The 251-nt window shown below is 64.9% G+C and carries 1 protein-coding gene; it reads left to right on the plus strand.

Annotated elements, in window-relative coordinates; all coding sequences use genetic code 11:
* The coding region (locus tag AC5ZGW_RS47955) for a transposase domain-containing protein (RefSeq protein ID WP_496114376.1) at positions 1-251 on the plus strand (251 nt) is incomplete at both ends.

Below are 251 nucleotides of genomic sequence, written 5' to 3' on the forward strand. Positions count from 1 at the left end.
GACACTGGATCCCGGACAGCTATCTCTCTTCACCATCACGGCGCAGGCGGCTGGTCCGGCCGCCAACGACGACGTGACCGGAGGCAGGCTGCCTGATGGAGCGGAAGGCCGTGGAAAGCGACTGGCGCGACGCAACCGGGGGAAGCTTCCGGAGCATTTGCCGCGCATCGACGTCGTGATCGATATCGAGAGCCATATCTGCCCCTGCTGCGGCGAGCGGCTGCACAAGATCGGGGAGACCGTCAAGGAAG

The organism is Bradyrhizobium sp. Crot121, from assembly GCF_059512385.1.